21 protein-coding genes and 1 pseudogene are annotated in these 26,980 nt (G+C 71.7%); 15 read left to right on the top strand and 7 right to left on the bottom strand.

Translation table 11 applies throughout. The features are described 5' to 3' along the window. Window positions 1–3: 3 nt before the first annotated feature. A complete protein-coding gene (locus ACP4E5_RS05170) occupies window positions 4–1,023 on the bottom strand; it encodes a LacI family DNA-binding transcriptional regulator (RefSeq protein ID WP_425825514.1) in 1,020 nt (339 codons plus the stop codon). A gap of 274 nt (window positions 1,024–1,297) precedes the next feature. Here ACP4E5_RS05170 and ACP4E5_RS05165 point away from each other — a divergent pair, with 274 nt between their 5' ends. The 5 genes and pseudogenes from ACP4E5_RS05165 to dapE all read left to right on the top strand — a co-directional run bounded on the left by ACP4E5_RS05165 (window position 1,298) and on the right by dapE (window position 7,510). Next, window positions 1,298–1,918 carry a DUF2961 domain-containing protein gene (locus tag ACP4E5_RS05165; RefSeq protein WP_425825513.1) on the top strand — a complete coding sequence of 207 codons (621 nt, stop codon included), beginning with the start codon at window positions 1,298–1,300 and terminating at the stop codon, window positions 1,916–1,918. Between the two features lie 199 nt (window positions 1,919–2,117). After that, the gene (locus tag ACP4E5_RS05160; protein WP_425825512.1) at window positions 2,118–3,413 is read left to right on the top strand and encodes an RNA-guided endonuclease InsQ/TnpB family protein; all 1,296 of its coding nucleotides are present in this window, start codon (window positions 2,118–2,120) and stop codon (window positions 3,411–3,413) included. 34 nt (window positions 3,414–3,447) lie between these two features. After that, window positions 3,448–4,473, top strand: a pseudogene (locus tag ACP4E5_RS05155) (FGGY-family carbohydrate kinase); the annotation flags it as partial. A gap of 46 nt (window positions 4,474–4,519) precedes the next feature. Then, window positions 4,520–6,151 carry a fucose isomerase gene (locus ACP4E5_RS05150; RefSeq protein ID WP_425825511.1) on the top strand — a complete coding sequence of 544 codons (1,632 nt, stop codon included), beginning with the start codon at window positions 4,520–4,522 and terminating at the stop codon, window positions 6,149–6,151. Window positions 6,152–6,367: 216 nt separating this feature from the next. Continuing rightward, complete coding sequence (dapE, locus tag ACP4E5_RS05145; RefSeq protein WP_425825510.1) at window positions 6,368–7,510, top strand: succinyl-diaminopimelate desuccinylase; 1,143 nt, start codon at window positions 6,368–6,370, stop codon at window positions 7,508–7,510. Here dapE and ACP4E5_RS05140 read toward each other — a convergent pair. Then, window positions 7,499–9,076, bottom strand: a complete 1,578-nt coding sequence (locus tag ACP4E5_RS05140) for a PucR family transcriptional regulator (protein WP_425825509.1) — start codon at window positions 9,074–9,076, stop codon at window positions 7,499–7,501. The genes dapE and ACP4E5_RS05140 overlap by 12 nt on opposite strands. Before the next feature lie 117 nt (window positions 9,077–9,193). Between ACP4E5_RS05140 and ACP4E5_RS05135 the strand changes: the two genes are divergently transcribed. The 5 genes from ACP4E5_RS05135 (at window position 9,194) to ACP4E5_RS05115 (ending at window position 13,706) form a co-directional block, all read left to right on the top strand. Continuing rightward, on the top strand, window positions 9,194–10,003 hold the full coding sequence (locus ACP4E5_RS05135; RefSeq protein WP_425825508.1) for a chorismate synthase: 810 nt from the start codon (window positions 9,194–9,196) through the stop codon (window positions 10,001–10,003). Continuing rightward, window positions 10,000–11,103 carry an o-succinylbenzoate synthase gene (gene menC, locus ACP4E5_RS05130; protein WP_425825507.1) on the top strand — a complete coding sequence of 368 codons (1,104 nt, stop codon included), beginning with the start codon at window positions 10,000–10,002 and terminating at the stop codon, window positions 11,101–11,103. Before ACP4E5_RS05135 ends, menC begins: the two co-directional genes overlap by 4 nt. A gap of 139 nt (window positions 11,104–11,242) precedes the next feature. Then, entirely contained in the window at window positions 11,243–11,890 is a 648-nt protein-coding gene (locus tag ACP4E5_RS05125; RefSeq protein WP_425825506.1) for a class I SAM-dependent DNA methyltransferase, read from the top strand. Window positions 11,891–12,064: 174 nt separating this feature from the next. Continuing rightward, on the top strand, window positions 12,065–13,186 hold the full coding sequence (locus tag ACP4E5_RS05120; protein WP_425825505.1) for an FAD-dependent oxidoreductase: 1,122 nt from the start codon (window positions 12,065–12,067) through the stop codon (window positions 13,184–13,186). A gap of 106 nt (window positions 13,187–13,292) precedes the next feature. Then, window positions 13,293–13,706, top strand: a complete 414-nt coding sequence (locus ACP4E5_RS05115; protein ID WP_425825504.1) for a VOC family protein — start codon at window positions 13,293–13,295, stop codon at window positions 13,704–13,706. Between the two features lie 83 nt (window positions 13,707–13,789). Here the strand turns inward: ACP4E5_RS05115 and ACP4E5_RS05110 are convergent, their stop codons facing one another. The 3 genes from ACP4E5_RS05110 to ACP4E5_RS05100 form a co-directional block, all read right to left on the bottom strand. Beyond that, window positions 13,790–15,646 (bottom strand): phospholipase C, encoded by a 1,857-nt coding sequence (locus ACP4E5_RS05110; protein WP_425825503.1) that lies wholly within the window; start codon window positions 15,644–15,646, stop codon window positions 13,790–13,792. Window positions 15,647–15,805: 159 nt separating this feature from the next. Continuing rightward, window positions 15,806–17,029: an iron uptake transporter deferrochelatase/peroxidase subunit gene (gene efeB / locus ACP4E5_RS05105; protein WP_425825502.1), complete on the bottom strand. Its 1,224-nt coding sequence runs from the start codon at window positions 17,027–17,029 to the stop codon at window positions 15,806–15,808. Continuing rightward, window positions 17,026–18,225, bottom strand: a complete 1,200-nt coding sequence (locus tag ACP4E5_RS05100) for an EfeM/EfeO family lipoprotein (RefSeq protein WP_425841095.1) — start codon at window positions 18,223–18,225, stop codon at window positions 17,026–17,028. The genes efeB and ACP4E5_RS05100 overlap by 4 nt, the downstream gene beginning before the upstream one ends. Window positions 18,226–18,562: 337 nt before the next feature. Between ACP4E5_RS05100 and ACP4E5_RS05095 the strand changes: the two genes are divergently transcribed. Continuing rightward, window positions 18,563–19,735: a TetR/AcrR family transcriptional regulator gene (locus ACP4E5_RS05095; RefSeq protein WP_425825501.1), complete on the top strand. Its 1,173-nt coding sequence runs from the start codon at window positions 18,563–18,565 to the stop codon at window positions 19,733–19,735. A gap of 31 nt (window positions 19,736–19,766) precedes the next feature. On the opposite strand, the gene ACP4E5_RS05090 is transcribed toward ACP4E5_RS05095, so the two are convergent. Then, window positions 19,767–20,975, bottom strand: coding sequence for an oxygenase MpaB family protein (locus ACP4E5_RS05090; RefSeq protein WP_425825500.1), 1,209 nt, complete (start codon window positions 20,973–20,975; stop codon window positions 19,767–19,769). Between the two features lie 222 nt (window positions 20,976–21,197). Here ACP4E5_RS05090 and ACP4E5_RS05085 point away from each other — a divergent pair, with 222 nt between their 5' ends. Genes ACP4E5_RS05085 through ACP4E5_RS05075 form a run of 3 tightly spaced genes read left to right on the top strand, consistent with a single transcriptional unit; the run spans window position 21,198 to window position 24,348 of the window. Then, on the top strand, window positions 21,198–22,790 hold the full coding sequence (locus ACP4E5_RS05085; protein ID WP_425825499.1) for a succinic semialdehyde dehydrogenase: 1,593 nt from the start codon (window positions 21,198–21,200) through the stop codon (window positions 22,788–22,790). Next, entirely contained in the window at window positions 22,787–23,299 is a 513-nt protein-coding gene (locus ACP4E5_RS05080; RefSeq protein WP_425825498.1) for a DUF4334 domain-containing protein, read from the top strand. The genes ACP4E5_RS05085 and ACP4E5_RS05080 overlap by 4 nt, the downstream gene beginning before the upstream one ends. Then, the gene (locus tag ACP4E5_RS05075) at window positions 23,296–24,348 is read left to right on the top strand and encodes an NAD(P)-dependent alcohol dehydrogenase (RefSeq protein WP_425825497.1); all 1,053 of its coding nucleotides are present in this window, start codon (window positions 23,296–23,298) and stop codon (window positions 24,346–24,348) included. The genes ACP4E5_RS05080 and ACP4E5_RS05075 overlap by 4 nt, the downstream gene beginning before the upstream one ends. Before the next feature lie 36 nt (window positions 24,349–24,384). On the opposite strand, the gene ACP4E5_RS05070 is transcribed toward ACP4E5_RS05075, so the two are convergent. Then, complete coding sequence (locus tag ACP4E5_RS05070) at window positions 24,385–25,539, bottom strand: AsnC family transcriptional regulator (RefSeq protein ID WP_425825496.1); 1,155 nt, start codon at window positions 25,537–25,539, stop codon at window positions 24,385–24,387. 159 nt (window positions 25,540–25,698) lie between these two features. Between ACP4E5_RS05070 and ACP4E5_RS05065 the strand changes: the two genes are divergently transcribed. Continuing rightward, window positions 25,699–26,973 carry an MFS transporter gene (locus ACP4E5_RS05065; RefSeq protein WP_425825495.1) on the top strand — a complete coding sequence of 425 codons (1,275 nt, stop codon included), beginning with the start codon at window positions 25,699–25,701 and terminating at the stop codon, window positions 26,971–26,973. Window positions 26,974–26,980: the final 7 nt, after the last annotated feature.

Raw genomic sequence — 26,980 nt, 5'->3', positions numbered from 1 at the left:
TGGTCAGTCGGGTGCGGGGCCGCTTGTCGACTCCCGGATCTGGAGCGACGTGCGCAGCACCACCGTCTGGAGCGGCTTCGCGGTTCCCGCGATGCGTTCCTGCAACAACTGCGCGGCGGCGAAACCCAGCTCGTACGAAGGGAGTTGGACCGAGCTGAGGGACGGGGTGACCAGTTCCGGCCAGGGGACGTCGCCGAACGAGAGCAGTCCGGTGCCTGGCGGTTCGAGCCCCGCCTCGCGCAGCGCCGCGAGCGCGCCCACCGTCATCAGGTTGTTGGCCACGAACACGGCGTCCGGCGGCTCCGGCAGCGCGAGCAGCCGCTCCATCGCGGTGCGCCCGCCGTCCACCCGGAAGTCGCCGTGCACGACGTACTCGGGAGGCGGCTCGGCCGGCAGCCCGGTGTCGCCCAAGTGGTCGCGCAGCACCGCCCGGTACCCGGCGAGGCGCTCGTCGGACGTGGACGCGCCCTCGGGGCCCGCGATGCAGGCGACGCGCCGGTAGCCGCGGGCCAGCAGATGCTCGGTGGCCTCCTCGCCGCCGTGCCGGTTGTCCATCATCACCGCGTCGACGGAGGCGCCGCGCGGGCGCCGGTCGACCGCGACCACGGGAGTGCCCCGGTCGGCGAGCGCGGACAGGTCGGTGCGGTGGCGGGAGGCGGCGGCGACTATCACCCCGGCCATCTGCTCGGCCGCGGCCACCTCCAGATAGCGGTGCTCCTTGTCGACGTCCTCGTCCGTGTTGCACAGCACCACCGACAGGTTCGTCTCCTGCGCCGCGTCCTCGACACCGCGGGCGAGCGCGGTGAAGAACGGGTTGCCGATGTCCGGGATGATCAGTCCGATCACGGAGGCGCGCTGCATCCGCAGGGAGCGGGCGACCCGGTTCGGCGCGAAGCCGAGGACGGCCGCGGCGGCGCGCACGGTCTCGGCGCGCTCCGCGGTGACCCGGCCGCCGTTGAAGACCCGCGACACGGTGGCGGGGGAGACCCCGGCCTCGCGCGCCACGTCGTAGATCGTCGCCACAGACCTCTCACTCAGCCCCTCGTCCAGGCGGGGGAGACGGCCCCGCGATCCCTGCTGTGCCCGGTGGTGCCGTCATTGTCCGCCTGTCCAACTCCCGTTCCCACGCGAACTCTTGACAGCGTCTGGCGGGAAACCTACGTTCCCGTGAAACGGATTTCAAGACGTTTGGCCGCGACCCGCGACGGGTGCGGATTCCTCAGCTCGGCATTCCAGACATTGACGGAGAGAACCTCCGCGATGTCGCGCGAAATCGATTTCAAACGACGGAGCTTCGATGAGCATCGCCCCCGGACTGACCGGCCTCGCCCGCACCACCAGCGCGGTCACCCGCTCGATCAGCGCGGAGAACTTCACGGGCGCCAAGGGCGCAGGCGGCATGGCGACCGAGGGCACCGGCGCGCGGGCCGCGAGCCGGCTCGGCCGCGGTTGGAAGGTCTCGCCGAGCATCGACATCGCGGCGGGCGAGACCGTCGAGCTTGCCGACATCGAGGGCCCCGGCACGATCACCCACATCTGGTGCACCACGGCCCCGCACACCGCCTGGCGTCAGACGCTGCTGCGCTTCTACTGGGAGGGCGAGGACACCCCGGCCGTCGAGGTCCCGCTCGGCGACTTCTTCTGCAACGGCTGGAACGTCTTCAGCCAGGTCAGCTCCATCCCGGTGGCCGCCAACCCGAACGGCGGGCTCAACGCGTACTGGCCGATGCCGTTCCGCCGGGGTGCCCGGATCACGCTGGAGAACCTGGCCCCCGAACAGCTCACGCTCTACCGAGTTCATTGGCAGGGCTCCGCCGTTCACGGCGGAGGTGAAACCGATCTGATGGTGGCGGCGCGGAGCGCCGCAGCGGTCGGTGGGTTCAGACGGCGGACACGGATCGCCGGGGTGGTGCTCTGACGCAGCTGGACCATGCTCGCTCGGGTCGTAGGTCGCTGCCGTCGAAGGTTTCCTCGGACTTGTCGAACGGGGAAAGGGCTGCGCATGGGGCCATCGAAGCCGCATGAATCCGAAACTTCTGGGGTGCGGTGCGATCAATTCCGGCACATCTGGTTCATGCGCATGCCAGGGGCATGGGCCGTTGTTAGCGTCCTTTCCCATGAGGCGGCGGGAAGGCCAACCTGGTCTGGTCAAGCGGCAGTTCGGGCATCGGGCCCGTCTGGCGCTCACTGCTGATCAGGCGGCGGTCCTGGACGGCCAGGGGCATGCGGCCCGCACCACCTGGAACCTCCTGCACGACTGGTGGACCATGCTGCCCAAGGCGCAGCGGACCCTGGCCGCGGCCGACGCAGTCATCCGGCAAGGCCGCAAAGACATTGACTGGCTCGGTCTGCTGCCCGCACAGGCCGCCCAGGCAGTGCTCAAGTGCTATTTCCAGGCGTGGAAGAACTGCTGGGAGGGCCACGCGTCCGCCCCGGAGTTCAAGGCGCGACTCCGTACGAAGATGAGCATCGACATCCCCCAGGGCCGCGACCTGCACGTACAGCGGGTGCACCGACGTTGGGGCATGGTCAACATTCCCAAGGTCGGCCGCGTGCGCTTCCGCTGGACCAAGGATCTCCCGGCCGGCAAACGGGCGGACAGTCAGCATCGCATCACCGGCGCCCGTCTCGTCAAGGACGCGCTGGGCTGGCACATCGCCTTCCGCGTCACCACCCTGGTCCCCGAGCCCGCCGCCCATCCCGGACCGGAGGTCGGCATCGACGCCGGGGTCACCATTCCCCTGGCCCTGTCCGACGGCACGAGCATCGACCACGGCGAGTGGCTCAGCAAGCAGGAACAGGCCCGGCTGCTGCACCACGAGCAGCGGGCCGCGCGCCGCAAGGCGCACCACACGAAGGGCGAGCGCACCAGCCATCGCCTGCAGTACACCTACGACCGGATCGCTCGTCTCCGCGCGACAGCCAAGCGCCGACGCGACGACTGGCAGCACCAGGCCACCACCGCGATCGCGAACACGTACGGCACGGTGGTCGTCGAAGCACTGCGGATCACGAACATGACCCGCTCCGCCAAGGGCACCGAGGAGAATCCGGGCCGAGGCGTCGGGCAGAAGGCCGGACTCAACCGGTCCATCCTGGGCGAGGCATGGGGACGCACCGTCGAGCTGCTGGCGTACAAGGTCGCCGACCGTGGCGGCATCCTGGCCGAGGTCCCTGCCCCGGGCACCTCCCTGGAGTGCTCGGCCTGTCACACCGTCACCGAGGGCAGCCGCCGCAGTCAGGCGGAGTTCGTGTGCAACAACCCCGCGTGCGGCTGGGAAGGCAACGCCGACCACAACGCCGCGCGCACCGTGCTTCACCGATACCGGACGGGCCACGCGCTCGTCCCGGCTGCCGGAAGGGCAGTCGTCAGGCGCGCCACCAGTGGCGTCAAACCCACCACCGCAAGGTAGGCAGGAATCTCCTTCCTGAGCTTGCGAAGGGAGGAGAGCACTTCAAATGCCCAGTTCGTGGCTGGCCCGCAAGCTCACCGGTGCCTACGTCCTCGATCACCACTCCGCCAGCCAGTGCACCCCGCTCTACGACACCCTGGCCCGCGACTGGTACGTGCCGTGGACCGAGCGGATCGCGCCCGGCCTCGAACTCCCGCCGCTGCGCTGGTCAGGCGAGGCGGCCGGCATGGTGACTGCTGAGGCCGCACGCGTCACCGGGCTGCCCCCCGGTATCCCCGTCACCACCGGCACCGTCGACGCCTGGGCCGAGGCGCTCAGCGTCGGCGCGCACGGCGTCGGTGACCTGATGCTGATGTACGGCACGACGATGTTCCTCGTGCACACCGTGCCCGACCTGCTGCGCGACCCCGCGCTGTGGAGCACGGTCGGCGCACTGCCCGGCACCCGCAACCTCGCGGGCGGCATGGCCACATCGGGCGCCGTCACCAGCTGGCTGCGCGACCTGTTCGGCGACGTCGACTACCCCGAACTGCTGGGCCTCGCCGAGAAGTCGGGGCCCGGCGCGAACGGCCTGCTGATGCTGCCGTACTTCGCCGGCGAACGCACCCCCGTCGACGACCCGCGCGCCCGTGGTGTCATCGCGGGCCTGACCCTCGGCCACACCCGCGGCGACCTGTACCGGTCCGCCCTGGAGGCCACCGCGTTCGGTGTGCGGCACAACATCGAGGCGCTGGAAGCCGCGGGAGGTGACATCCGCCGCGTCGTCGCCGTCGGAGGCGGCACGCAGGGGCGGCTGTGGACCCAGATCGTCTCCGACGTCACCGGGCGCACGCAGGAAGTGCGGACGACGTCCGTCGGAGCCTCCTACGGAGGGGCGCTGCTCGCCGCGCAACTGGTCACGGACGACGCCCGCATCGACGACTGGAACCCCGTCGCCGAACGCCTCGCCCCGCGCCCCGAAGTGACGGCCCGCTACGACGAGTTGTACGCGCTGTACCGCGACCTCTACCCGGCGTCGGCGGACGTGGCGCACGCCCTGGCCGACCTCCAAACCCGCTGACTCGCTGAATCGCCTCAACTCGTAGCACTCATATGGGAGTTACCGCATGACGTATGCCCTGCCCCGCCCCCTCGCCCTGCCCGCCGCCGAGCCCGGCGTCGTGTACACCGTCGCCAGCGGTGACCTGCGCCCCTCCGCGAACATCACCGGCTGGCCCTCGCAGCGGAAGCTGGAGGGGGACCTGGCCGCCGCGCTCGCCGACCTCGGCCGGGGCGTGCGCCGCGGCCACCCCGTCGACGAGGCGAAGGGGCACGGCTTCATCGACAGTCAGCGCGCCGGGATAGAGGTCTTCAAGAAGCTCCCGCCGGACGCGCCGCTGATCGTCGTCGAGGGTGTCTGGCAGTACAGTCACCACGTGCTGGCCGGCCTGCGCGGCCACCGTGGCCCGATCCTCGTCGTCGCCAACTGGAGCGGCGAATTCCCGGGCCTCGTCGGCCTGTTGAACCTCACCGCCAGCCTCACCAAGGCGGGCGTCGCCCACTCGGTGTTGTGGAGCGAGGACTTCACCGACGACTGGGCCCGCGAAGGGCTGCGCACCTGGCTGGAGACCGGCAGCCTCACCCACGACACCAGCCACGTACGGGACCTGCCCCCGCTCGAAGCGGACGCCGAGACGGAACTCGGCACCGCACTCGCCCGCCAGCTCCGCGAGGAGAAGGCCGTCATCGGCGTCTTCGACGAGGGCTGCATGGGCATGTACAACGCCATCATCGACGACGAACTCCTCAACGCCCTCGGCATCTACAAGGAACGCCTGTCGCAGAGCGCGCTCGTCGTCGAGATGAACAAGGTGACGGACGCGGAGGCGCAGGCCGTCCGCGACTGGCTCGACGCCGCCGGCATGACCTTCCACACCGGCACCGACGAGGCCACCGAACTCACCGACGCCCAACTGCTCAGCCAGTTCAAGATGTACGTCGCCGCGCTGCGCCTCTCCGACGACTTCGGCCTCGACGCCGTCGGCATCCAGTACCAGCAGGGCCTCAAGGACACCGTCCCCGCGAGTGACCTCGCGGAGGGCCTGCTCAACAACGTCGAACGCCCCGCCGTCCGCTCCCGCGACGGTTCCCGTGAGCTGTACGTGGGCGCTGCGCTGCCGCACTTCAACGAGGTCGACGAGGGCGTGGCCGTCGACTCCCTGGCCACCAACCGCGTCTGGACCGCGATGGGCCTGGACCCGGCGACGACGCTGCACGACATCCGCTGGGGCGAGGAGTACGACGGGCGGTTCGTCTGGGTCTTCGAGATCTCCGGCTCCGTGCCCGCCTCCCACCACGGCGGCTACGACAAGTCGTACGCCAAGCGGCAACCACCCATGTTCTTCCCGCTCGGCGGCGGCACGCTCAGTGGTGTGTCCAAGCCCGGCGAGATCGTCTGGTCCCGCGTCTTCATCATGGACGGCGTGCTCCACGCCGACCTCGGCCGCGCGACCGTCGTCGAACTGCCCGAGGAGGAGACCCGGCGCCGCCTCGACGCCACCACCCCCGAGTGGCCCATCATGCACGCGGTCCTGCACGGCGTGACCCGCGACCAGTTCATGGCCCGCCACAAGGCCAACCACCTCAACGTCGCCTACGCCCCCGACGCGGACACCGCCGACAAGGCGCTGCGCGCCAAGGCCACCATGTTCCGGGAGCTGGGGCTGCGGGTCCACCTGTGCGGCGACGTGCGCGTGTAGCCGGTCAGCGCGCCGCCGCCGTCTCCCGTTCCAGGGCCCATGAGTCCTCGTGTACGACGAGTGGCACGTCGTGTGGCACGTCGATGGGACGGCGTGCGGTCGGTGAGGGTGGGGATCCTTCGGTACGGGCGGGCCCCGCACATTGGCCCATCGGCACAAGTGCCGCACGGGGTGTTGGCCGATGCCACAACCCGCTGCCGGCGCCGCCGTCCGAGCATGGTGGGTGCATCCCCGCGGACAGCCACCGCGCCGCAGACGCGAAGGAGATCAGCCGTGCCCCTCGACCTCGCCGCCGACGTCGTCGCGCTCACCGAGGCACTGGTCGACATGCCCTCCGAGAGCGGCGCCGAGGGCCCGCTCGCCGACGCCGCGGAGGAGGCACTGCGCGCGCTGCCCGGCCTGGACGTCGAACGTGTCGGCAACTCCGTCGTCGCCCGCACCGACCTCGGCCACCGCGAGCGGGTCGTCCTGGCCGGACACCTCGACACCGTCCCGGAGGCGGGCAATCTCCCGGCGCGCCGCGAAGGCGAGCGGCTGTACGGGCTCGGCGCCTGCGACATGAAGGCCGGCGTGGCCGTCGCGCTGAAGCTGGCCGCAGCGGCGTCGGGCGCGCGCGGGTCGCTTAACCGCGATGCGACCTTCGCCTTCTACGAGTGCGAGGAGGTTGCCGGCGACCGCAACGGCCTCGCCGTGATCGCCGCCCGCAGGCCCGAACTCCTGCGCGGCGACCTGGCGTTGCTCCTCGAACCCTCCGACGGCGGTATCGAGGCCGGGTGCCAGGGCTTCCTCCTCGCCGACATCGTCGTGCCGGGGCAGCGGGCGCACACCGCGCGCGCCTGGATGGGCACCAACGCCGCGCATCTCGCGGGCGACGTCCTCACCCGGCTGCACGCGCACGTCCCCGAGCGGGTCGAGATCGACGGCCTGGAGTACCGGGAGGGCCTGAACGCCGTCGCCCTGCGCGCCGGGGTGTCGTCCAACGTCGTGCCCGACGAGTGCGTGGTCACGGTCAACCTCCGCTTCGCGCCCAGTCGTTCACCCGAGCAGGCCGAGACGTACCTGCGCGGCCTCTTCCCCGAGTACGAGGTGCGCATCACGGAGGTCGAGCCGGGCGCGCTGCCGGGACTCGACCGGCCCGTGGCCGCCGACCTGGTCAAGGCGCTCGGCGTCGCGCCGCGGCCGAAGCTCGGCTGGACCGACGTGGCACGCTTCGCGTCGCTCGGCGTACCCGCGCTGAACTGCGGGCCCGGCGACCCCCAACTCGCCCACACTCCGGGGGAGTTCGTGCCGATGGGGGAGGTGCGGGCGTGCGAGGAGCGGCTGCGTGACTGGCTCCTGACCGGGGATTCAGCCTCGTAGACCCGCCAGCGTGCGCAACTGCACCCACAGCACGAGGCGTTGGTCCGGGTCGTCGAGGTCGATGCCGAGCTGCCGCTGCACCTTGCGCAGCCGGTAGCGGCATGTGTTGGGATGGACGACGAGTTTCTCCGCCGCGCGTCCGGCGTCGCAGCCCGCGTCCAGCCAGCAGATGAGCGTACGGGCGTACTCGGTGCCGTGCTCGGCGTCGTGCGCGAGGACGTCCCGCCAGGGTCCCGCGGACTGGTCCCTGCGGTCGGCCAGGAACTCGCCGAGCACGAGCAGCGAGGTCCGCGCCCGCACCTGCCCGGCGTCCGCGACCTGCCCGGCGCCGAGCACCCGCAGCACCAGATCGGCGTCGTCGCGCGAGTCCCGGACCCCGGCGACACCCGGCACCGCGTGCCCGAGCCCGGCCCGCACGGAGATCCGCAGCGCCTCCTCCGCGCGCCGCACGATGTCCTCGGCGATCCGCAGATGCCGGTCGGCCGCGTGGTCCGCGGCGCCGACCACCGGCAGGAGCGCGTACACCACGCCGTCGAGCAGGACGCAGGCGTGCTGCCCGTAGCGGGTCTGGCACTGGAGCCGTACGAGGTCGAGGAGGCGCAGCGCCGCCTGCCCGCCGTCGTGCGCGGTCGCCGCGCCCGCGAGCGCGAACGCCGCGACCCGCACCGGGGCGTCGGGCGCGAGCCCGAGCCGGTGCGCGGCGGCGGCCGGTTCGATGGAGCCGTCGAGCAGGCGGCGCAGCAGGTCGCTGCTCAGATGCCGGGCCAGCTCGTCGGCGGCCCGCGCCCGCAGCAGGAGCATCGCGGCGGCCGAGGCGCCCTGCCGCAGCGCGTCCTCGGCGTCGGCGGCCAGGCTCCCCGTGTCCACCGCCCAGATCGAGCCGAGCAGTTCGCCTCCGGCGCGGACGGTGGTGGCGAGGCGCGGCAGCTCGTCGGCGGTCACCCCGGGGAGTTTCAGCGGGCTCTCGGCGGCGTACAGGAGGCGGTAGTCGTCGTCGTTCTCCGGGCTGCCGGGGACCTGGCGGCCGAGGATGCCCTGCCGTCTGGTCTCGTCGACGGGCTGTCCCGGGACCGTCGAGTACGCGAGGATCTGCCGGCCGAGGTCCTCCACGGCTATCGCCCCGCCGACGGCCGCCGCGACGGCGTTGGCCAGCGCGAACAGATCACCGGGCAGCGCGTCCTCGCCCAGCGGCGCCGTGCGTGCCCCGTGGGCGCCGACCACGGACGACAGCAACTGGAACACCTGGTGCCAGGCGGCGTCCCGGTCGGTGCCGAGCAGCGCGACGCCCGCCGCCTCGGCGTCCGGCACCGCCCGCGACCCGTCGCCGCGCACCACGACACCCGCCATGCCCGCGCGCCCGGCATCCCGCACCAGCGGCCCCGCCTCGCCCGCGCGCACGCCGACCGCGAGGAGCAGCGCGCCCGGCGCCCGCTCGGGCAGTGGGGCGTGCGGGTCGTGCAGCAGGACTTCGGTGACGGGGGCGGTGCGGCCGTGCGGGGCGCTGAGCAGGCGCAGCGTGGAGCCGCCGAGCGCGTCGAGGAGGTTTCCCAGTGTGCAGGCGTCCATGGGTGAACCTTTCGCCGACGGCGGGAGTGGGGGATTGTCCGATCGCAACAGGCTAGACGCCGATGATTGGCCTCCTCCACAAGGACCTCCCCGCCGTCCGCCCCGAGACTCGTGGCCATGAACGATCTGACGACCTCGACCGTCGCCGCCGTGGACGACGTGGCCGGCCTGCGGGCGGTGGCCGACTTCCTCGCCGACGTGTGGCAGATGCCCCGCGACGCCCCGCCCTTCCACAGCGATGTGCTGCACAGCGTCGCCCACGCGGGCGGCGCCGTGCACGCGGCCCGGTCGGGCGGCGCCGTGGTCGGCGCCTCGGTCGCCGTGTTCGGGCCGCCGGCCGACCGGGACGTGTACTCGCTCGCCGCCGCGGCGGCCGTCTCCGACCGCGGCACGGGCCACGCCGTCAAGCAGGCCCAGCGCGTCTGGGCCCTCGAGCGCGGCGCCCGCACCATGCGCTGGACCTTCGACCCGCTCGTCGCCAGGAACGCCCGCTTCAACCTCGTGAAACTGGGCGCGGTCGCCACCGAGTACCAGGTCGACTTCTACGGGCCCATGGACGACGGCATCAACGACGGCGACGAGACCGACCGCCTCACCGCCCTGTGGGACCTCACGGGCGAAGCCCCGCCCGCCACCGACCCGGCCGAGGGCCGCACCGGGGCCGAGGTGATCGCCGAGGCCCCGGACGGCGGACCGCTCGCCGCCCGCGACGCGAACCGGCTGTGGTGCCGCGTCCCCGAGGACATCGTCGCGCTGCGCGCCGGCGACCCGGACACCGCGCTGCGCTGGCGGCACGCCGTGCGCGACGTCTTCACCTCGGCGTACGCGGAGGGCCTGCGGGCGACCGCGATGTCCCGCGACGGCTGGTACCTGCTCACCCACCCCACCGCCCACACCGCCCGTTCCAGTCAGGAGGACCCGGCATGAAGATCGAACGCGTAGAGCTGCTGCACATCGCGATTCCGCTGGTCAAGCCGTTCCGTACCTCGTTCGGCAGCGTCGACAGCAAGGACGCCTTCCTGCTGCACGTGGTGACCGACGAGGCCGAGGGCTGGTCCGAGTTCGCCGGCGACCCCGACCCGCTGTACTGCTCCGAGTTCATCGCGGGCGCCGAGATCGTCATCCGGGACTTCCTGCTGCCGCGCGTGAAGGCGCTCCCCGAGCCGCGGGCGGCGGCCGCCGGGGCCGCCATGGAACCGGTCAAGGGCAACGAGCTGGCGAAGGCCGCCCTTGAGACGGCGCTGCTCGACGCCGAGCTGCGCGCGTACGGCATGCCGCTGGCCACGTACCTCGGCTCGAACACCGGGCAGCGGGTGCCCGCGGGTGTCTCCGTCGGCATCAAGAACTCGATCCCGGAACTCCTCGACGACGTCGAGGAGTATCTCGCCGAGGGCTACGTCCGGATCAAGCTGAAGATCGAGCCCGGCTGGGACCTGGAGCCGCTGCGCGCGGTGCGCGAACGCTTCGGCGACGCGCTGCCGCTCCAGGTGGACGCCAACACCGCGTACACCCTCGCCGACGCCGAACACCTGCGGAAGCTCGACGAGTTCGGGCTGCTGCTCATCGAGGAACCGCTCACCGAGAACGACCTGCGCGCCCACGCCCGACTCCAGCAGCGCATCAGCACGCCCGTCTGCCTGGACGAGTCGATCCACAGCGCGCGGGACGCCGCCACGGCCATCGCCATGGAGGCCTGCCGGGTCATCAACGTCAAACCGGCCCGCGTCGGCGGCTACCTGGAGGCCCGCCGCATCCACGACGTGGCGGTGGCAAACGGGGTGCCGGTGTGGTGCGGCGGCATGCTGGAGACGGGCATCGGCCGCGCCCCCAACCTGGCCCTCGCCGCGCTGCCCGGCTTCACGCTGCCCGGCGACACCTCGGCGTCCAGCCGCTACTACGCGGAGGACATCACCGAGCCGTTCGTCCTGGACGACGGCTGCCTGACCGTGCCGTCGGGCCCCGGCATCGGCATCGACCCACTGCCGGACACCCTCGCGCGCTTCACCACCGCCACCCACCGGCTGTAGCGGCCGTAAATCGCCGGTCGGCACCCCGGCCGTGTTCGGATCCGGGCTTTCCGGGTAGCGGCGTGACCGTCACCACCCCGGTCCGGGTCGCAACAGGCCCGCCGGGGGCCTGAACCGTCCGACGACAAGGGAGACTTGGGTGTCAGAGAGCCAGGACCGGATCAAGCGGGCGCACGCACTCGACGGGATTCCCGACCGCATCGACTCCTACTACGGAGACTGGGCCGCCTCGTACGACGAGGATCTGCGCACCACCGACTACCGGGGCCCGCACGAGATCGGCGAGCTGTTCGACGCCATGGCGGGCGACCGGCCGGGCGGCATCGGGACCGGGTCCGTGGTCCTCGACGCCGGTTGCGGAACGGGCCTCGTCGGGAGCGTGCTCTCGCGGCGCGGTGTCACCGTGATCGACGGCTTCGACCTCAGCGAAGGAATGGTGGCGGAGGCCCGCAAGACCGGGATCTACCGCTCGCTCACCGCGGGCGTGGACATGAACCAGGGCCTCGTGGAGTTCGCGGACGACAGCTACGACGTGACCGTCTGCTGCGGCGTCTTCACCTTGGGGCACGTGCCGCCGACCGGGGTGCGGGGATTGCTGCGCGTCACGAAGCCCGGCGGCCTCGTCCTGATGAGCACCTTCTCGAAGTACCTGGCGGGCTCGGACTTCGTCGAGTACGTGCGGCGGCAGGCGGACGAAGGCTCCCTCAAGGTCGTCGAGCGGCGGCAGGACGCGCCGTACACCGCCGAAGGGCCCGCGGACTACTGGGCGTTCGAGGTGCTGCGCTGACGGACCCGCCCGGCGGGAGGCCGCTGTCGGTGAGCTGTCGGCGGCGGTCGGTGGTCTGTAGGCGATCTGTCGAGGGCCGCAGGGAGATTGGTGGAGGTCGGCGCCGTGCGACAACGGCGCCGGCCGCTGACATCGCACTCCGCGGCCCACACACGATCAGGAAGGACCCCACCCATGACCACGGACAGCACCCACGTCACGATCATCGGAGCCGGCCTCGGCGGCCTCACCCTCGCCCGCGTCCTGCACCTCCACGGCATACCCGCCACCGTCCACGAGGCGGAGGGCTCGCCCGCCGAACGCTCGCAGGGCGGCCTGCTCGACATCCACGACTACAACGGTCAACTCGCCGTCGAGGCAGCCGACTTGATGGACGAGTTCCGTGCTCTCGTCCTGGAGGGTCACCAGGCCATGCGGGTCCTCGACCCGGACGGCGCCGTACTGCACGAAGAGGCCGATGACGGGACCGGCGGCCGCCCCGAGGTCTACCGCGGTGAGCTGCGACAGATCCTCCTCGACTCCCTCCCGGCCGGCACCGTCCACTGGGGCCACAAGGTCGCGGGCACCCGCACCCTCGGTGACGGCCGCCACGAGGTGACCTTCGCGGACGGCACCACCGTCGCCACCGACCTGCTGGTCGGGGCGGACGGCGCCTGGTCACGGGTCCGCCCGCTGCTCTCCTCCGCCACCCCCGAGTACTCCGGCAAATCGGTCGTCGAGACCTACCTGTACGACGCCGACACCCGGCACCCGGCCACCGCGAAGGCCGTCGGCGACGGGATGATGATCTCCGCTCTGCCGGGTCGCGAACTCTTCGCCCACCGGGAGCGGGCCGGCACCCTGCACGCCTACGTAGGGCTCACCGAGCCGCGGGAATGGTTCGACGCCATCGACTTCACCGACGCCGACGCGGTCATCGGGCGGATCGCGAAGGAATTCGACGCCTGGGCGCCGGAGCTCCTCGCGCTGATCACCGAGGCCGACGGCACGCCCGTCCTGCGCCCGCTCCACACACTGCCGGTCGACCACCGCTGGGAGCGGATCCCGGGCGTCACTCTGCTGGGCGACGCCGCCCACCTCGCGCCCCCGAACGGCGAGGGTGCCAACCTGGCCATGGTCGACGGCGCCGAACTCGGCAAGGCCCTGGCCGCGCACCCCGACGACATTGAGGCCGCGCTGGCCGTCCACGAGCGGACCATGTTCGCGCGCACCGCCGAGATCCAGGGGGCCGACGCCGACGACCACCAGTTGCACGAGCTGATCACCGAGCTGGCCCGGCAGAAGCAGACCGGCTGAGCCCGGGTGCCGGCCCGTCGCCGTTCCCCGTGCGGGCGCCACCCCGACGCCGAATAATGCGGAAGTCCGGAGCACCACCAGTGGCACACGCGGAAAGGAACGTGCTGTGGCTTCTCGCCTCAACCCGTACATCGCCTTCAACGGGGACGCCCGTCAGGCCATGGAGTTCTATCAGCAGGTGTTCGGTGGCGAGCTCGCCCTGAACACCTTCGGACAGGCCGGTGGCGGCGGGGCGCCCGCCGAGTTCGCCGACAAGATCATGCACGCCCTCCTGGAGACACCGGCCGGCTTCACGATCATGGGCTCGGACACCCCGCCGGGCATGGAGCACACCACCGGCACGAACATCTCGGTCAGCGTCAGCGGCGACGACGCCGAGGTGCTGCGCGGCTACTGGGACAAGCTGTCCGCCGACGGAACGGTGGGCGTGCCGCTGGAGAAGCAGATGTGGGGCGACGAGTTCGGCATGTGCACCGACCGCTTCGGCATCAACTGGATGGTCGACATCACGGGCCAGTAGGCCCCAGCAGGCGATCGAAGAGAGTCCGCCCGGCACGGTCCAGGGGGCGCTGAACCGTGCCGGGCAGTCAGGGGGCGGCGCCGTCAGGCGGTGGTGCGCTGCCTGCGCCGCAGGGTGAGGTACGTGCCGGTGGCGCCGGTGGCGAGGAGCGCGGCCGCCCCGAGGCTCACCGGGAGCACCGGGTAGTCGTCGGACGTCGTCGCGGCCGTGTTCTCCATCGGCGGTCCCGGCGTGATGTGTGTCGTGACCGGGGCGATCTTCTTGATGGGGCCTTCGGACTTCACCGAGCCGTCCGCGTTCAGCAGCAGCTGTCTGTTGTTGGGGTGCTTGAAGTCGAACATGCCGGACAGCGGGCCCGCGGTGGCGTCGAAGGAGTGGTCACCGATCCGGCCGGTGTGCCAGTTGTCCTCGATGAAGCGGATGATCGACGCCTGGTCGGTCATCGTGTGGTCGACCTTGTTGACCTTGCTGTACGGGGAGATAACGAGCAGCGGCTGCCGGGTGCCGGGGCCGCAGCGGTCCTGGTAACCCCCGGCCGCCGCCGGGCCGTTCTGGCAGCCCGGGGAGTCCGTGGCCTTGCCGTTGGAGCCGGCCGTGGAGTCCTTCGAGCCGTTGCGCGGCGGGATGTAGGCGTGGTCGTACCAGCCGTCGGAGTCGTCGTACGCGATGACGACAGCGGTCGACTTCCACTGCGGCGAACTCTGTACCGCGTTGATCTGGTTCACCAGGAAGTGCTGCTCGTCGATCGGGTCGGAGTAGCCCGCGTGCCCGTCCTGGTACGCGCCGGCCTTGACGAAGCTGACGGCCGGGAGGTGGCCCGCCTTCGCCGCGGCGGAGAAGTCGGTCAGGTCGTAATTGTGGTTGGCACGGCCCGCGTTGCCGATCTCGGCGACGCTCTTGGGTGCCAAGTGGTGCGGGTTCGCCGTCGACTTGTAGTAGGCGAACGGGTTGTGGTGCGGGCTGTAGTCGAGCGTCGAGGCGCCGCCGACGTTGGCGTGCGCGTCCTCGCACTTCGCGTACGAGCCGTCCTCGCCGTTCCACGCGCTGCTCGGCCGGAAGCCGCCCTGGAACCAACCCCAGGTCACCTTACGGGTGTTGAGCAGGTCGCCGATGTTCCTGCCCTGCATCGTGGCGAGCGCGTTCGCGGCGGTGTGGTTCTTGTCGGAGCAGTCGTCGAACGACGGGTCCGGGTCATTGATCATCGTGCCGACGCCGTGCGCGTCCGGCGACTGGACCGCGGTCTTGTCCGGCGTCGCGGTCTGCTTCGGGTTCTCGGTGCCCGAGGCCGGGTCGGTGGAGATGACCCCGTGCGTGTTCCCGGAGGCCAGGTTGATGGCGCCGGGAGTCGACGGGCCGTAGTTCGAGCCGTACGAGCGGTCGCTCAGGGAGTAGTGCTGGGCGTAGTTCCACAGCCCGGTGACGGTGTTGCCGTCGAAGTAGTCCATCACCAGGCCCGGCTCGCCGAACAGGCCGCCGCTGCACTTGTCGACCTCGGTGTTCTGCACGAACTGGTCGGCCTTGCCACTGTTGTACGCGTACTGCTCGGGCCCGTAGGAATGGTTCTGGTCGCAGGTCACCGCGTGGTCCGGCGTGAGCCGCTTCGGGGTGTACTGGTTGGGGTTCCGCTTCAGCAGGCCCGCGTGCGCGAGGGTGTCGACGTTCTTCGGCGTGCCCTTGGCCGGCGTGAACTTCGTGCCGTCGGTGTTGGCGGCCTTCGGGTACGTCGCGAAGTAGTGGTCGAAGGAGTTGTTCTCGTCGAAGAGGACGACCACGTGCTTGATGGGGGTGGCGGTGCCGGAGGAGCTTCCCGCGGGCGCCGCGGCCCATGCGGGGGAGGCGCCGCCGAGGACGGTGAGCGCGGCGGCCCCCGCCAGCGCGCCCAGGCCCCGTATCGCTGACCTCCTGGTCGCTCTCCCGGATCTACGTGCCTTGCTGGCCATGGATGTTCGTCCTCCGACCCATGTCGACGGCGTGCATGCGCAAGTACGGTGGCACTTGAGTGAACCCTGCATCTACACGCAGAGGCCCGATCTTGACCACCTGTTGACCGCTTGTGAGCGGAAGTTTTCCCGAGTTCTGAGGCCCGCTTGGGAGTCGCGTCAGGACAGCAGCGCCCGGCCGTACCAGTCGTCGGCGTCGCGCACGCCCGGCAGCGCGAAGTAGTAGCCGCCGCCGAACGGGGAGATGTAGTCGGTGAGCGGTTCGCCCGCGAGCCGCTTCTGCACGGTCTCGAACTGCCGCCGCGGGTCCTGCTGGTAGCAGCAGAACAGCAGGCCCATGTCGAGGTTGCCGTTGGCGTCCGTGCCCCGGTCGTAGTTGTACGCGCGGCGCAGGATCCGCTGGCCCGCGGTGTCCGGGGTGCGCGGGTTGGCGAGCCGGATGTGCGCGTCCAGCGGGATGACATCGCCCTTGGGGTCGTCGACGAACTTCGGCGCGTCGTGCTCCGCGTCGCCGTCCAGCGGCGCGCCGCTCGCACGGGAACGCCCGAACATCCGCTCCTGCTCGCTGAGCGACACCCGGTCCCAGAACTCGACCAACATCCTTATCAGGCGCACCACTTGATAGCTGCCGCCGACGGCCCACTCCGGCTCACCGCTGTCCTTGCCCACCCACACCAGGCGCTTCATCGCGCGGGCGTCGGCGGTGTCCGGGTTGGCGGTGCCGTCCTTGAATCCCAGCAGATTGCGCGGGGTCCCCGAGGGGCGCGGCGGGCTGGTGAAGCCGTCGATGCGCCAGCGCACCTGGAGCGCGCCGCGCGTGTGCCGGGCGATGTCGCGCAGCGCGTGCAGCACCGTGTCCAGGTCGTCGGCGTGCAGTTGCAGGCTCAGGTCGCCGTGGCACCAGCCGTCCCTGAGGTCGTCGTCGGGGAAGACGGGCATCGCGGTGAGCCTTCGCGGCCTGCGCCGGCCGAGTCCGAACCGCTCGTCGAACAGCGACGCCGCGACGCCGACGGTCACGGCAAGCGCGCCGCCGGGCAGCCGCTCGCCGAGGACCCCCGAGTCGGCGGGCGGCGCGGTGATCCCGGCGGGCTCCGGTGTCCCGCCCGAGGCGAGAAACCGGCAGCGGTCGGTCAACGTCCGCAGCACGTCGACGAGTTCGGCCCTGCCCTCGGCGGTGACGTCGAAGGACACGAACGCCGTCGCCCGGCGCTGCGCCGCGACGACGGAGGCCTGCCGGGCGCCATGGAACGCGGCGACCGGCGCGGCCGGGATGTCGACCGGCGCCCCCACCGGGGCCGCCGCCCCGCCCGCGGTGAGCCCGACCCCGGCGAGCGCGGCACCCCGCAGCAGACCGCGCCGCCCCACACCGCCTGCCCCGCTCACACCGTCCTCCGCGGGTCGCACAGCGTCGCCACCGAGGCGAGGCGCTCGACGAGGTCGCCGAACCGGGCGTCGACGCGCTCGCGTTCCGTGCGGCTCAGCCCGTCCAGCGGCGGCCAGCGGCCGTCGTGACGCAGCCCGTCGAGGGTGTCACCGGCATCCTTCAAGTCCCGTTCCAGCGACGGGAGGTGGGCGTAGCGCCGGGTCAGGATCGGGTGCAGGCGGGAGAGGACCTCGCGGGTGCCGTCGACGTTGGCGCGGGCCGTGGCGAGATTGCTGCCGCTGCCGAAGTCCGTACGGCCGGTCAGCTCGAACTGCACCGTGTTCTCCAGGATCTCGTGCGCCCGCAGGCCCAGTTCCGCCGGGTCCATCCGGGCCTGGGCCCAGTCCTCGCGCAACGCGGTGACCGACTTCAGCAACGCGGCCGTAGGAGCCCGCAGTTCATGGCCCGACTGCCTGTGCCACAGCCCGTACTCGACGCGGTGGAAGCCGGTGAAGTCCTTGTCGCCGGTGCCGCCCGGCAGCCCGGCGTCCGTGCCGTTGATCCGTCCGTCGGCGTCACCGAACGCGTCGTAGGCCGCGCCCATCCGCTCGTACTGGAGGTGGGCGGGCAGCCACGCCGTGCGGGCCGCGCCGAGGTCGCCCCGGTCGACGGCGTCGCGCAGGGTCCGCGTCAGCCGGACCACCTTGTCGAGCCCGTCGCCGACCCACTTCTGGTAGGCGATCGCCGGCGGGATCAGGTCGTGCGTGGTGACCGGCGCGGCGGCGGGCCCCGAACGCCCCTCGCGGATACGGAGCGTGGGCCCCGTCACCGCGTCCGCGTCCTCGGGCAGGCACGTGAACGCGTACGAGCCCCTGCCGAGCCGCACCGTCAACTCCCGTGTCGTGCCCGGCCCGATGTCCTCCACCTCGCCGTACACGACGTGGCTGCGCGGGTTCTCCAGGAACACCTCGGCGGAGGCGGCGGAGGTGTTGTGCAGCGCGAAGACCTGCACGCCCGGCGCGGGCGTCTCCCAGCCCTTGCCGCAGTGACTCCCGGACACCTCGACCAGTGTGCGGCGCGGTCCGCCGGAGGCCTCGGCGCCGTCGTGCGAATGCCGGGTGAGCGCGATGACATCGGCCACCAGCAGAGCGAGCAGGACGACGAGCACCCCCGTGACCAGCCACCGCTGCCCGCGCCGCCACCCGGGACCGGGCATCGACATCCGGGCCTCCCAGCGGTCGTTGTCGTCGGTTGCCAACGCTCCGCGTTGACGCCCTCCTCCGCCTTGCAGCTGCACGCACCAGCCCCCGCTCACCGGCACCGAACATGACCGGCCCCCCCCGAGTCCAGCCTGATCCGTCAGAAGGACCCTAGGCGCCCCGTTCCACGCGAACAGCAGTCCCCCGAAAATCATGACCAAGAGTTGACACGGGCGCGTGCACACCCCCGCCCGAGCGGAGCTTTGCGCACGCCATGGCACGTGTCCCGGCGTGTGATTGACTGGCTCGTATGGCCCCGCATCAGTCTCTGTCCCCGCACCCGTCAGCCCGGTCATGACCACGGAGCCGATGCCGGCCACGCGTCCCCGCAACCGCAGGCAGCTGATCGTCGAGGCGGCCGGGCGCCTCTTCAGCGAGCGGGGCTATCACGCGGCGTCCATGGAGGAGATCGCCTCGGGCGTGGGTATCACCGCGGCGGCCCTGTACCGGCACTTCCCGAACAAGTACGCGCTGTTCTCCGAGTGCGCGCACGCCATGGTGGACGGGCTCGTCGCCACGCTCGACGAGCTGCCGCCCGAGGCGGACACGGCGGAGCTGCTCACGGCCCTCATCAGGATCACCGTCAAGCGCCGCGCGGAGGGTGGTGTGTACCGGTGGGAGGCCCGGTACCTCAACCGCGAGGACCGCCGGCTGCTCCGGGGCAAGTTCGCGCGCGTCGTCGGGCGGGTGACCGAGGCGGTCCGCCGGGAACACCCGGGGGAGCGGGCGGAGTTGCGCGTCGTGGCGGCGCTCGGCGCGATCGGGTCGATCACGATGCACCGCACGTCGATCGCCCAACGCCGTTCCGAGGACCTGCTGTTGACGTGCGCCCTGCGGCTGGTCGCGGAGGACGAGATCCAGGCCCCGCCGGTCAGGGAGAGCGCGCGGCCCGTCGAGCTGCCGCCGCTCCCGGTGGCACGCTCACGGCGCGCCGAGATCCTCACGGCCGCCGTCCCGCTGTTCGCGCGCGACGGATTCGCCAATGTCACCAACGGGCAGATCGCGGAGGCCGTGGGACTCGCCCCGTCCGCGCTCTACCGCCACTACCCGGGCAAGGTCGACATCCTCGCGGCGGCCTGCCTGCAAGCCGCGGAACTGCTCGCTCAGGCGGTGGAGCAGAACCTGGAGGGGGCGGCCGGACCGCACGAGGCGGTGGCGGCGCTGGCGGCCACGTACGTGGCCTACAGCTTCGAGCACACCGCGCTGACGAGCGTCGCCGAGGCGGAGTTCGTCGGTCTCCCCGCCGAGTTGCAGCGGCCCTTGGTCCTCGCGCAGCGCGAGCACATCGCCGTATGGGAACAGCAGTTGAGGTCGGCCAGGCCCGAGCTCGACCCGCGTCAGGCCCGCGTCCTGGTGCACGCCGGGTTCGGCGTCGTGGTCGAGGCCGGGCGGAGCATGCGGTGGCGGGACAGTGCCGGGCACCGGGCCATGGTGGCGCGTCTCGTGGTACGGGCGTTGGGGCTCTGAGCGCGGAGCCCCAACGCCCGCGTGGGCGCGCTCAGTCCGGCCGGTTGTGCGTCGGGATCACGATGGGAGTGGTCGTGCCCGAGGCGCCCTTGTTCAGGAACGCCATGGCCAGCGCGCGGACGAACTGGTCGAACATGTAGAACGCGCTGGGCGCGACGGGGTTCAGCCCTTCACGGAAGAGGATGAAGCCCGGCCACACGGTACGGATCAGCGCCGCCGACGCGTAGTCGCGCTTGAGGCCCAGCCAGTCGCCGATCTCGTTGCTGAGGACGTAGCGCACGAACTCGTTGAGGAACCCGCGCGTGACGCCGAGGTCGATCTGTGCGGTCAACCCGAGGAGATCCTCGGCCAGTTCGATGCCCTCGGTGGTGGGGGAGAGGATCGGCGTGAGCACCTGCGCCGACTGCTTGTCCGCCTCGTCCCACGACTTGGGGATGTACTCCGTGCGCACGCCGAGCAGGTGCAGCGCGACCTGCCAGCTGTGCAGGAACGCCTCCTGGTCCTCGGCGTTGAACGGGACCTTCCACTCGAGCAGCTTCCGGCGCACGAACGTGCCGAGGCTGTGGAAGGTGACCAGGATGTCGGCGTTGCTGATCGGGACCTTCTGGTCCGCGACCGCCGACCAGTGCGGGGACTGCGGCAGCATGTGCCGCACCGCGGCGTGCACCAGGCGCGTCTTGTTCGCGGTGACGACGAACTGGCCCTCGGGCTCGAAGCCCTTCAGCTGGGCCAGGTCGTAGCCGAACGTGAACGTCTTGGCCGCGCGGTCCTGCATGTCGGCGCCGCCCGCGGACCAGTAGACGCTCTTCGCCTCGCGCGGGATGACCGTGCTCATGATGCCGCTGCCGAGCCCGTACAGCATGAACAGGTAGGTGTCCTTGCGCCGGTTGAAGTCGGCGGCGCGGGCCAGCTTCTTCGGGTCCGCCCAGGTGGGCAGCTTGTTGACCCCCTGGAGGTACGTGGTGAGCTCGGCGGGCAGGCCGCTGGGCAGCGGGTCGTTGTTGTTCACCCACGAGCCCATCGCCTTGTTGACGGCCGGGACCTGGCCACTCGTGATGATCTTGGCCATCAGCGGGTCGATGTCGTCGTCCCACACGTACTCGGGATCGGTGCCCGCTCCCGCGCCCGCGACCGAGCCCGTCGGCGACCACGCCCATGCGTTGGTGGCGGTACCCGTCGCGCCCACGAGTCCCAGCGCGGCACCGAGCGACAGGATGTTTCTGCGGCTCAGATTTGTCATTGACTTACTCGCTTCCCTGGTTGGCCAGGCGGTTCAACAAGCCCGGAAGTGCTGGGTGTTGGGGTCTCTCCGCCACGCTTCAAATCTTGTTCCAGGATGTGATTTCTGATTAACATAGCGAGGCGCGCAGTCATCGACAAGAGAGTCGGCAAGAGTGCCGGCAGGGCATCGAAGTGACCGGTGCGAACCGGAGCACCGGTCCCGTACGAGCGAGGAGCCCGCATGAGCACGGACCAGGCCCGCCCCGCGTGGGTGACGGACGAGTCGATCGCGCGATGGTGCGGCGGGGTGCGCCGCGACGCGAAGTGCGAGGACGCCGGGGGCCCCGAACCGCTGACCGCACTCGCGCCGTTCGACCTCTCGCCGATCGCGGCCGTTCCCACCTGCACCCCGGAGGACGTGGCGGAGGCGGTGGCAGGCGCCCGCGCCGCCCGCGCGGCATGGGCGGGAACGCCGCTCAGGGCCCGCGCCGACGTCGTACTTGCCTTCCACGACCTGCTGTTGAAGCGACAGGACCAGGCGCTCGACCTGATCCAGTGGGAGACGGGCAAGGCGCGCTACCACGCGTGGATGGAGGTGGCCCAGGTCGCGACCATCGCCCGGCACTACGCGCGGCGCGCCCGGAACTACCTGGCGCCGCGCCGCGTGCGTGGGATGATCCCCGGCGCGACCAGGGTCCAGGAGGTGCGCGTGCCGAAGGGAGTCGTCGGCATCATCTCGCCCTGGAACTACCCCCTCTACCTCGGCGTCGGCGACGTACTGCCGGCCCTCCTCGCGGGCAACGCGGTCGTCTCCAAGGCGGACGCACAGACCGCGCTGACCCTGCTGTGGACGCGCGCCCTGATGGCGGAGGCCGGGCTGCCCACCGACCTGTGGCAGATCGTGACCGGGTCGGGACCCGTGGTCGGCGCCGCCCTCGTCGACGCCGTCGACTACGTCTGCTTCACCGGCTCGACCGCCACCGGACGCGCCGTCGGGGAACGCGCCGCGCGCCGCCTCGTCGGAGCCTCCCTCGAACTCGGCGGCAAGAACCCCCTGATCGTCCGCGCGGACGCCGACATCACGGCGGCCGCGGAAGGCACGGTGACGGCGGCCTTCGCCAACACCGGACAGATGTGCATCCACATCGAGCGCGTCTACGTACACGAGAAGATCTACGACACCTTCCGTGACGAACTCGTCCGCGCGACACGGGCGTTGCGGCTCGGACGGACCTACGACTACGCGGCGGACATCGGCTCCCTCACATCGAAGGCCCGACTCGCGACCGTCGAGGCACACGTCGACGAAGCGGTGAACAAGGGGGCGACCGTCCTCGCGGGCGGCAAGGCCCGCCCCGACCTCGGCCCGCTCTTCTACGAACCCACGATCCTCGAAGGTGTCACGCCGGAGATGGCCGTGTGCGGCGAGGAGACCTTCGGCCCGGTCGTCTCGCTCCATCCGTACGCGTCGGACGACGAGGCGATCGACCTCGCCAACCAGGGCAGTTACGGCCTCTCGGCGTCGATCTGGTCCAAGGACACCCGCGAAGCGGCCCGCCTCGCACGGCGGATCCGGTCCGGCTCGGTCAACATCAACGACGGCGCCGCCGCGGCCGCCGGCAGCATCGAGGCGGGGATGGGCGGCATGGGCGACAGCGGACTCGGCAGGCGCCACGGGGCCGAGGGCATCCGCAAATACACCGAGAGCCAGACGGTCGCCACGCAGCGGCTGCTCCCGCTCGGCCCGACGAAACCAGAGGAGAGCTCCGTGACATCCTTCATCCGCCGTACGAACGGCCAACTGGCCCTGCTGCGCAGGCTGGGCGTCCGATGAGCGGGGTGCGGGAACGCTGGCAGGCCCTCCGCGCCGTCGAGGGGAACGTCGACCCGGCCGAACTCGACGCCCTGTGGGCCGACCTGGAGACAGTGGACGCGTCCTCGCTCCTCGGCCCCTGGCGCGGCTTCGCCTTCCTGACCGGCCACCCCATCGAGAAGGTGCTGGCCGCCAGCCGCTGGCACGGCAAGCGGTTCGACGCGCTCGACGACGCGAAGCCGCTGATCTGCCGCGCCGATGACGGCAGCCTCTACTCGGACACCAAGGCGGGCCACGGCGAGGCCAGCCTGTGGAACGTCGAGTTCCGCGGCGAGGTGACCGCCACGATGGTGTACGACGGGATGCCCGTGTTCGACCACTTCAAGCGGGTCGACGACACCACGCTCATGGGCGTGATGAACGGCAAACCCGGCGTCGTGCTCGCCGACGGCCGGCACTTCTACTTCGGCCTGGAACGCGAAACCCCGGACCGCGAAACTCCGAACCGCGAAACTCCGGACCGCCCATGAAGGCGTCGGTACTGCTCTCGCGCGGCGCCGCCCCCAGCGAACTCGTCGACGCCGAACTCGACGACCCGCGCCCGCACGAGGTGCTCGTCCGAGTCGAGGCGGTCGGCCTCTGCCACACCGACCTCGCCACCCGGAAGGCGCTCGGCGACCGCCCGGCGGTGCTCGGCCACGAGGGCTGCGGCGTCGTGGAACGGCTCGGTTCGGAGGTGGACACCCTGGAGGTGGGGGAGCGGGTCGTGCTGTCGTTCGCGCACTGCGGCCGCTGCGGCCAGTGCCGGTCGGGGCATCCGGCGTACTGTGCGCTCGCGACCACCCTCAACAACTCGGGACGCCGCGCCGACGGCACACCGACGATCCGTGTCGACGGTGTGCCGGTGTTCGGCTCGTTCTTCGGCCAGTCGTCCTTCGCCACGGCCGCGCTCGTCGACGCCCGCTCCTGTGTGCCGGTCGGCGACGTGCCACCGTGGGTCGCCGCCCCGTTGGGCTGCGGATTCCTGACCGGGGCGGGCGCGGTCCTCAACGTCCTGCGACCGGGGCCGGGCGAGCGGCTCCTGGTGGTCGGCGCGGGCGCGGTCGGCACCGCGGCCGTACTGACCGCGCTGTCCGAGGGCGCGGAGGTCGTGGTGGCGGAGCCCGTCGCCGCGCGCCGCGACCTGGCGACCCGGTTCGGGGCGCAGGCGGTCGCCTCCCTCGACGACCCGCTCCCCACCGTGACCCACGCCCTCGACACCACCGGCCGCCCGGAACTCCTGACCCGCGCCCTCGCGCTGCTCCAGCCACGCGGCACGCTGGCCGTGGTCGGCCTCGGCCCCGCCAGGGCCGAGATCGACGTACGGGATCTGATGCTGCGAGGGCTCCAACTCAGGGGCTGCGTCGAGGGGGACGCGGAACCGTCGCAGCTCGTGCCGGAGCTGATCGGGCGCTACGAGAAGGGGCGGCTGCCGCTGGACGAACTCGTGACGACGTACGGTCTCGGCGAGTTCGACCGAGCGGTGGCGGAGCAGAGGGAGGGGCGGGCGCTGAAGGCCGTGCTGCTTCCCGGGAGTTGATGGTCTGACGGGGGTGCGGGCCGGCGGGGGTGCCGCTCAGGAGGTGCGCGGGTCCACCGGGACATGTCCCCGGGCGCGTCCGTCGTCGTCCAGAAGGCGCCCCATCCGCTTGGCCGTCAGCAGGGTGACATCACGGCGCAGGATCCGGGCACCGGGGAGCCGGGAGCCGAGGCGGGCCTCGAAGCCGGCGGCGTCACTCAGCGAGCGCGCCCAGGTCGACACCAGCAGATTGGCCTCACCGGTCACCGCCATGCACAGCCGGACACCGGGCAGCGCGGCCACCAGGTGCCCTGCCGCGTCCAGTTCGGCGGAAGGCACGGCGACCCGGTACGTGCTGATGACCGGCCGGCCCGCCGCCACGTGCGACACGTCGCAGCGGATCCTGATCTGGCTCGACGCCAGCATCCGGGCCAACCGGCGTCGCACCGTCGCCTCGCTGGTGCCGGTGTCCCGGGCGAGATCGCTGTAGGGGCGGCGGGCGTCGTGGGACAGGGCGCGGAGCAGCGCACGGTCGGCGTCGCCGTGCTGCGGGCCCGCCGCCTGCCCCGCTGCGGCGGACGTCAGGCGGGAGCGCTGGCCGCGGTCGAGCGCGTGCACCTTCCAGTCCGCGCCTTCCCGGTAACTGTGCAGCACCACGGACAGCTGGACGTCGCGCGCGCCCGGGAGCTGGGCGAGCGGGCCGTCGGCGAAGCGCGTCAGGGCGGCCGTACCCGAGCAGGACAGGGTGAGGAAGAGGGCGCCATCGCTGCCGGTGCTGCCGCCCCCGGTGGTGCGTTCGACACTGGCCACGCGCGGATCCGCGCACGCGGCCTCCGTGGCGGCGGCCAGCTTTCCGGGGGCCACGGCCACATCGGCGAAGGCCATGCAGAGGCGCTGCCCCCGCCCGTGCCGCTCCCACGTCTCGTACGCGGTGCTCCAAGCGAGCCCGGACACACACAGCCGGTCCCAACGGCGGGCGGCGGTGGTGGCATCGATACCGAGGACGGCGCCGATCCGCGACCAAGGGGCACGGGGGCTGGTCTGCAGGGCGTCGACGAGCGCCATGTCGGTCTCGTCGAGGTCGTTCAGGTCGGCGGTTGCGGGGGCGCGCGTTTCGGCAGGGCGACCGGCACGCATGTCGGCAGCAGGGGAGACGGAATCCTGCGCCCTGGGGGCGATGGATTCCGGCATCGGTGCGGGGGCGGACGGCATGGCGACCATTGTGGGGCCACTCGCACCCGCTCGTGCGGCGGCCCCCACACCGGGGTGGTCGCCCGCCGTACGCCTGTGCGCGCCTGCCCGAACGCCGATCCGTTCCCGGCCAAGGCGTGCGCGCCCACCACCAGTCGCGACACACACCGTGGAGCCGCCGTGAGCGCCACCAGTACATCGACCGACGCACCAGCCGCGCCGCCCGGGCCCGGCGAGGGCGGGGTCCGGCTCGACCGGGCCGCGAAGACGACCGTCGGCCTGCTCTTCCTGGCCTGGATCGTCGACTACATCGACCGACTCGTGATCAACCTCGCGCTGCCGCACATCGGCACCGAGTTCGGCATCGACCGCACCCAGCAGGGCATGGTCCTCTCCGCGTTCTTCCTGGCCTACGCGGCATGCCAGATCCCCGGCGGACTGCTCGCCGACCGGTTCGGATCCAAGCGGATCCTGCTCTGGGCGATGCTGATCTGGTCGGTGTTCACGGCGCTGACCGGAACCGCCTGGTCGTTCGCCGCGCTCGTCGTGATCCGCGTGCTGTTCGGCGCCGGACAAGGCATCTTCCCCGCCGCCGCGATGAAGGCCGTCGCCGAACGCACCGGACCGCGCGAGCGGATGACGGCGAGCGGCTGGATCTCCTCGTCGAACTCCTTCGGCGCGGTCGTCGCGCCGCTGATCGCGGGACCCGTCATCGCCCTGTGGGGCTGGCGCATGTCGTTCTACGCCGTCGCGGGACTCGGCGTCCTGACGTTCGTCCTCGTACAACTCCTGCTTCCCCCGGCCCGGCCGGCCGCGCCGACGGAGGCCGCCGAGAGCGGCGGCGGAACGCGCGCGCTGCTCGCCACCCCGGCGATGTGGCTGTACGTGGGGATGCTGTTCGGCTACGGCATGCTCGCCTGGGGCCTCAACTCCTGGGTGCCGTCCTACCTCCAGACCGAGCGCGGACTCTCGCTGGAGAGTTCGGGCCTGCTCACCGCGCTGCCCGCGCTGTTCGGCGGACTCGCCATGATCGTCAGCGGCTGGTGCGCGGACAGGATGAAGGGCAGGCCCGCGCTCCTGGTCGCCCCGTCCATGACGGTCGCGGGCGTCGCCGTACTCGCGATGACGCAGGTCAAGGGGCTGGTCGCGTTCGAGACACTGCTGTGTGTCGCGTACGCCGCCTGCACGTTCTGCTTCACCCCGATCTTCGCGGTGCCGCTGCGGACCCTTTCGACCCGGCTCAGCGGCGCCGCCTCCGGAATGATCAACTTCGGCGGCCAGTCCGCGGGCATCCTGGTGCCGATGCTGATGGGATATCTCGCGGACACCTACTCGTTCACCGTCGCCTTCGCCGTCCTGGCCCTCGGGGCGGCCCTCACCGCCGTCCTCGCCCTGATCACCCCGCAGACCTCCGAGGCCCTGCGCTCCCGGCTCGGCCCCGCCGTCCGGGACTGACCACCGG

It is taken from the genome of Streptomyces fractus, assembly GCF_049844455.1.
GTDB lineage: Bacteria > Actinomycetota > Actinomycetes > Streptomycetales > Streptomycetaceae > Streptomyces > Streptomyces fractus.
The sequence above is the reverse complement of the archived record's forward strand: the minus strand, read 5'-3'. Positions and strand labels throughout refer to the sequence as shown.